The organism is Aquabacterium sp. (assembly GCF_041915145.1).
GTDB lineage: Bacteria > Pseudomonadota > Gammaproteobacteria > Burkholderiales > Burkholderiaceae_C > Aquabacterium.
Window position 1 is genome coordinate 22,705 of sequence record NZ_JAYSBZ010000043.1, and the last position, 6,319, is coordinate 29,023.

General features: G+C 65.5%; 4 protein-coding genes. 3 read left to right on the forward strand and 1 reads right to left on the reverse strand.

Annotated features, from left to right (window positions below; translation table 11 throughout):
* Window positions 1-131: 131 nt before the first annotated feature.
* Complete coding sequence (gene leuA, locus ACE3SS_RS09555) at window positions 132-1,823, reverse strand: 2-isopropylmalate synthase (RefSeq protein WP_374593295.1); 1,692 nt, start codon at window positions 1,821-1,823, stop codon at window positions 132-134.
* 923 nt (window positions 1,824-2,746) lie between these two features.
* Between leuA and ACE3SS_RS09560 the strand changes: the two genes are divergently transcribed.
* The 3 genes from ACE3SS_RS09560 to ACE3SS_RS09570 form a co-directional block, all read left to right on the forward strand.
* On the forward strand, window positions 2,747-4,111 hold the full coding sequence (locus ACE3SS_RS09560; RefSeq protein ID WP_374593297.1) for a replication-associated recombination protein A: 1,365 nt from the start codon (window positions 2,747-2,749) through the stop codon (window positions 4,109-4,111).
* Window positions 4,112-4,246: 135 nt separating this feature from the next.
* Window positions 4,247-5,716, forward strand: a complete 1,470-nt coding sequence (locus ACE3SS_RS09565; protein WP_374593298.1) for an aldehyde dehydrogenase family protein — start codon at window positions 4,247-4,249, stop codon at window positions 5,714-5,716.
* 158 nt (window positions 5,717-5,874) lie between these two features.
* On the forward strand, window positions 5,875-6,319 hold a 445-nt coding region (locus tag ACE3SS_RS09570), incomplete at its 3' end, for a branched-chain amino acid ABC transporter permease (protein ID WP_374593300.1).

The following is a 6,319-nucleotide window of genomic DNA, read 5'->3' on the forward strand; positions in this document are numbered from 1 at the left end:
CGAATCGCGGCTCGATCGACTGCAAATTTGCAAATGCAGACGGCTTGTAGCCGCGAAAGCATGAGATTGTGACAGGTACGGCGGGTTTTGTCCAGTTGAGCCCCCCCCGCACCTGCGTGAGTTAGCTCACATCAACCGGCCGCATCAACCGGCTCGACCAGGCTCATCCACCCCGCTGCGCTGAACACCACGCCTTGCAGCGCCGCCGTCAGGCTGTTGGCGTGCACGCCCATGCCGAAGCGACTGCCCAGGCGTCCGGCCCAAGCGGTTTCGACCAGTGCCACGGCTTGGGCGTCGGCGCCGGACTGCATCGCGTGCTCTTCGTAATCGACGATGTCAACCGGCCAGCCCAGCCCCTCGCGCAAGGCCTGCACGGCGGCCTCCATCGGCCCGCGCCCGACGCCGCTGATGCGCTGCGTGACGCCATCAACCGACAACACCAATTCCACCCGCTGCATCGCGCCGTCGTCGATCAGGTGATGGCTGACGAGCTGCACGCGCGTTTGCGGCTGATAGGCCTGCCGGCACCACGCCCACAGAGCTTCGGCGCTGGCCTCTTCGCCGCTGGCATCGGTGTGACTCTGCACGACCTGGCTGAAATCGATCTGCATGCGACGCGGCAGGCACACGCCGTAGTGCGCCTCCAGCAGATACGCCACGCCGCCTTTGCCCGACTGGCTGTTGACGCGGATCACCGAGGCATAACTGCGCCCGAGGTCGGCCGGGTCGATGGGCAAGTAAGGCACCTCCCACGCGCCCTCGCCGCCCCGCTCCTGCCGCGCGGCAAAGCCCTTGCGGATGGCATCTTGATGCGAGCCCGAGAACGCGGTGTAGACCAGGTCGCCGGCGTAGGGGTGACGCGGGTGCACCGGCAGGCGGTTGCAGTGCTCGACGGTACGCACCACCTCATTGAGGTTCGAGAAGTCCAACCCAGGGCTCACGCCTTGCGTGTAGAGATTCAAGGCCAGCGTGACGAGATCGACGTTGCCCGTTCGCTCGCCATTGCCGAACAGGCATCCTTCCACGCGCTGTGCCCCAGCCATCACGGCCAGCTCGGCTGCGGCCACCGCCGTGCCCCGGTCGTTGTGCGGGTGCACCGACAGCACGATCGCGTCGCGCCGCGCGAGATGGCGGTCCATCCACTCGATCTGGTCGGCGTAGACGTTGGGCGTGCTCACCTCCACCGTCGAGGGCAGATTGATGATGATGGGCCGCTCGGGCGTGGCACCAGCTTCGTCCACCGCCGCGTTGCACACGTCGAGCGCGAAATCGAGTTCGGTGGCCGAGAAGGTTTCGGGGCTGTACTGCAACACCCACTCGGTTTCGGGCTGTTCGTCGGCGAGTTGCCGCACCAGGCGGATGTGGCTCACCGCCAGGCGACGCACCTCGTCGCGCGTCAAGCCAAACACGTCGCGCCGCCAAACCGGGGCGGTGGCGTTGTAGAGGTGGACGATGGCGCGCCGGGCGCCGCGCAGTGCCTCGAAGGTTCGACGGATGAGCGATTCGCGCGCCTGCGTGATCACCTCGATGGTGACGTCGGCCGGCACGTGGCCGCCTTCGATGAGGGTGCGGGTGAAGTCGAAATCGGTTTGCGAGGCCGACGGAAAGGCCACTTCGATTTCTTTGAGGCCGATGGCAACGAGCGTCTTGAACAGCCGCATCTTGCGTTCGGCATCCATGGGCTCGAAAAGCGCCTGGTTGCCGTCGCGCAGATCGGTGCTCATCCAGATCGGCGGGGCGCTGATCACGCGGCTGGGCCATCGGCGATCAGGCAAGGAGACAGGGGCGATGGCGGGGTACTTGGTGTGCGGGTGCTTCAACATGGTGGTCGTCTGTAAACAGGTGGATCAGAAATCGAGGACGTGGCCAAGGTGTGGAGCCGCGTGGCAGCGCCACGCTGTGCGGCCGAGCCGCCCGGCAACCACGAGGTCGAGGCCGGGCGACCGCGGCGTAGTCGTAGCCAGGCCGGCGCGGCAACCGAGCAAAAGTTGAAGAACGAAAGCGTTGTCGAGGTGAGCAACATGGTCGGCTCCGAATGAACAGCGCGACGGCCAAAACGACCATCAACGCGACAAGCCAGCCGCAGGCGCGGCCAACTCACAAAACCAGCAAAAGGGGGGGGTGGTTATCGACTGGCTGACGCCAGTAGCGATAGAGACAGCGCCAGAGCTAGCGAACCCGTTGCCGGGCGGTCTGAGCGCAGAGAAGACGCACGCAGGCCCTGGCCGCGCGATGCGGTCAGTTGGAGAGCGAAGGCCTGAGTGGAAGACATGGCTGAGGATAGTAAAAGGCTCGCGCGGCTGGTGTCAACCGCGCGCCTGTTGCTGGCACCGAGTGGGTTCAGCGATGCCGTGAGTTCTGACGCGCCAGCGTCAACTCACCCGTGGAGTGCCCGTGGCGCAACGTGACGTCGAGCAGAACGGGGACGGCCACCAAGATAAACAAGAAGAGTGTGAGCATGATGATGTGAAGCAGTGACGTTGCGTCTGAAAAAAACGGGGGCGGACACACACTCGTGGGCCCGCCCCGCCGAGGTACTGCTCAGGAGTCACCAACAGCGGTTCAAAAAACCTAAACACTCAAGCGGCGGGATCAGAGACTGAGTGGAGAAGCAGGCTCCTCAACCACCGCGTCTCCAGCATGCGCCCACCGAACAGATTACGAATTAGGAATTACGCGTAACAAAACCGTCACAATTCGATCGATTGGCTGATCTCAAATGCCACCGGCCAGACCACCTCCTCTCATGCAAGACAGCCTGCCGCTCTCACTGGACTCCGACCTCACACCGTCGGGTGCCGCACCGACCACCGCCACCGCACCCGATGCGCCACTGGCCGAGCGACTGCGCCCGCGCCACTTGGACGAGGTCATCGGCCAGGCCCACTTGCTGGGCGACGGCAAGCCGCTGCGCGTGGCGTTCGAATCGGGCCAGCCACACTCAATGATCCTGTGGGGCCCGCCGGGTGTCGGCAAGACCACGCTGGCCCGACTGATGGCCGATGCCTTTGACTCGCACTTCATCGCCATCTCGGCCGTGCTCGGCGGCGTCAAGGACATCCGCGACGCCGTCGAGCAGGCGCAAGGTGCGCGCGCGGCGGGGCGCCGCACCATCGTCTTTGTCGATGAAGTGCACCGCTTCAACAAGGCGCAGCAAGACGCCTTCTTGCCGCACGTCGAATCGGGCCTGTTCACCTTCATCGGCGCCACCACCGAGAACCCGTCGTTCGAAGTGAACTCGGCCCTGCTCTCGCGCGCCACGGTGCACGTGCTGCAGCCGCTGACCGAAGACGATTTGCAGACCCTGTTGCAGCGCGGTCAGGCGCTGCTCGGTTGCCCGCCGCTGACCGACGCCGCCCGCCAGCGCCTCATCGCCTACGCCGACGGCGACGCGCGCCGCCTGCTCAACACGTTCGAGAACGTGGCCCGCATCGCCTTGCGTGCCCGGCGCACCGAGCCCATCGACGAGGCCCTGCTCGAGCGCGCCGTGGGCGAGCAACTGCGGCGCTACGACAAGGGCGGCGAGCAGTTCTACGACAGCATCTCGGCGCTGCACAAATCGGTGCGCGGCTCCGCCCCCGATGCCGCGCTCTACTGGTTCGCGCGCATGCTCGATGGCGGCGTGGACCCACGTTATCTGTCGCGCCGCCTGGTACGCATGGCCACCGAAGACATCGGCCTGGCCGACCCGCGCGCGCTGCGACTGTCGCTCGACGCCGCCGAAACCTACGAGCGCCTGGGCTCCCCCGAGGGCGAACTGGCCTTGGCTGAAGCGGTGGTGTACCTGGCCGTGACGCCCAAGAGCAATGCCGTGTACGCGGCCTACAAGGCGGCCCGCGCCTTCGTCAAGCAAGACGGCACCCGGCCCGTGCCGCTGCATCTGCGCAATGCTCCGACGAAGCTGATGAAAGAGCTCGACTACGGTCGCGGCTATCGCTACGCTCACGACGAGTCGGGAGGCTTTGCAGCTGGCGAGTGCTACTTCCCGGAAGGCATGGGCGAGCCGCGCTTTTATGAGCCGGTCGAGCGGGGCCTGGAGATCCGCATCGGCGACAAACTGCGTGAGCTGCGCAAACTGAACGACGCCGCCCGCGACGAACCGGCAGACTGAATGCCCGCCCCTGAGCCGAGCAGAGGCTCTTGGCATAATCCCTGGTACCAACAAGTACCAAGACCCGTCACACTGCGGGTCTTGCGTTCGGCCGGCAGCGGCTTTGCTGCGCCCTTCACCTTCGAGAGGATTGCCATGACACGCCCCATGATGACGCTCGCCCAACCGCCGTCGAGCGAGTCCGACCCGATCGAGATGAAGCGCGTGTTCGACGCGCAGCAGTCCACCGCGCTGCGCTGGCGCGAGTCGACGGCCGCCGAGCGCATTGCCCGCATCAAGAAGCTGCGCGACGCCATGCTGGCCCAGCGCGAGGCGTTCTACACCGCGTTCCAGCAGGACTACAGCAAGTCGCCCTCGGAGGTCGAAGCCACCGAGCTGCTGCCGGTGCTCGACGAGATCCGCCACATCATCGGCGACCTGAAAAAGTGGATGAAGCCCCAGGGCGTGTGGCCAACCATGACCATGCTCGGCACCCGGGCGCGCGTCGAATACCAACCGCGCGGACGCTGCCTGATCATCGCCCCCTGGAACTACCCCCTCAACCTGTGCTTCGGCCCTCTGGCTTCGGCGCTGGCCGCCGGCAACACGGTGATTCTCAAGCCGTCCGAGATGACGCCGGCCGTGTCGGCCGTGATGAGCAAAGTGATCCGCGAAGTCTTCCCGAGCGAAGAAGTGGCCCTGTTCGAAGGCAGCCTGCCCACGTCGCAAGCACTACTCGATCTGCCCTTCGACCACATCTTCTTCACCGGCTCGCCGGCCGTCGGCAAGGTGGTGATGGCCGCCGCCGCCAAGCACCTGACCAGCGTGACGCTGGAGCTCGGCGGCAAGTCGCCCACCATCATTGACGAGACCGCCAACCTGCAGCTGGCGGCCGAAACGCTGCTGTGGGCCAAGTTCACCAACTGCGGCCAGACCTGTGTGGCGCCCGACTACGTGTACGTGCACGAATCGGTGAAAGAAGAATTCATCTCGACCTGCCAGCGCGTGCTGCAAGAGCGCTATGGCCGCACCGCCGCCGAGCAAAAGGCCAGCAAAGACCTGACGCGCGTGATCAACCAGCGTCACACCCAGCGCGTGGCGGGTCTGCTGACCGACGCCGTGGCACGCGGCGCCAAGGCCCGCACCGGTGGCGAGATCGACGTGAGCAGCTGCTACATCGCCCCGACCCTGCTCGACCAGGTGAGCGCCGACGCAGCCATCATGCAAGAAGAGATCTTCGGCCCGCTGCTGCCCATCATCGGCTACCGCGACATCAACAAGGTGATCGGCGAGATCAACGCCCAACCCAAGCCGCTGGCGCTGTATGTGTGGAGCCGCAACAAGGCGCACGCCAATGCGGTGATCCAGCGCACCAGCTCGGGGGGCGCCTGCGTGAACCACGCGGTGATGCAGTTCGCCCACGGCAACCTGCCGTTTGGCGGCGTCAACAATTCGGGCATCGGCAACGCGCACGGCATCTTCGGCTTCAAGGCCTTTTCGCACGAGCGCGCCGTGCTGCGCGGCACGCCGCTGATGCTGGTGAAGATGTTCTTCCCGCCGTTCACGCCGCTGCGGCAAAAACTGATCCGCATGACGGTCGACTCGTTGCGCCTGCCCAAGCTTTGAGGTTTCCGCCAGCTTGACCCGGGCGCGCCTTGCCTACAATGCGCGCCCAGGGCCAACCTGCACCAAGCCCGCCAACCAGCCCACCAGCCGGTTCTTGGCGGGCTTTTTGCTACCTGAGTGGCAGCCCAACCATCCAGCCTCGACTTCATCGCACCCGCATGGACATCCTGCTCCAACAGATCATCAACGGCCTCGTGCTGGGCAGCATGTATGCCCTGGTCGCCCTGGGCTACACCATGGTCTACGGCATCGTGAACCTCATCAACTTTGCCCACGGCGAGGTGCTGATGGTGGGCGCGCTCACCAGTTGGTCGGTGGTCGAGGCGCTGGAGAACGCGCCGCTGCCGGGCTGGGTCAAGTTGCTGATCTCGCTGCCGGCCGCCGTGGTGGTGTGCGTGGTGGTGAACGTGCTGATCGAGCGCCTTGCCTACAAGCCGCTGCGCAGCGCGCCGCGCCTGGCGCCGCTGATCACGGCCATGGGCATGTCGCTGCTGCTGCAGACGCTGGCCATGATGATCTGGAAGCCGACCTACAAGTCCTTCCCCACCCTGCTGCCCGACGAACCGTTCGACCTGTACGGCGCCAGCATCAACGTCACGCAAA

What these genes read in the sequence shown, in the direction of transcription:
- ACE3SS_RS09560 (WP_374593297.1), top strand. Translation starts at nt 2,747, where the DNA reads ATGCAAGACAGCCTGCCGCTCTCACTGGACTCCGACCTCACACCGTCG.
- leuA (WP_374593295.1), bottom strand. Translation starts at nt 1,823, where the DNA reads ATGTTGAAGCACCCGCACACCAAGTACCCCGCCATCGCCCCTGTCTCC.
- ACE3SS_RS09565 (WP_374593298.1), top strand. Translation starts at nt 4,247, where the DNA reads ATGACACGCCCCATGATGACGCTCGCCCAACCGCCGTCGAGCGAGTCC.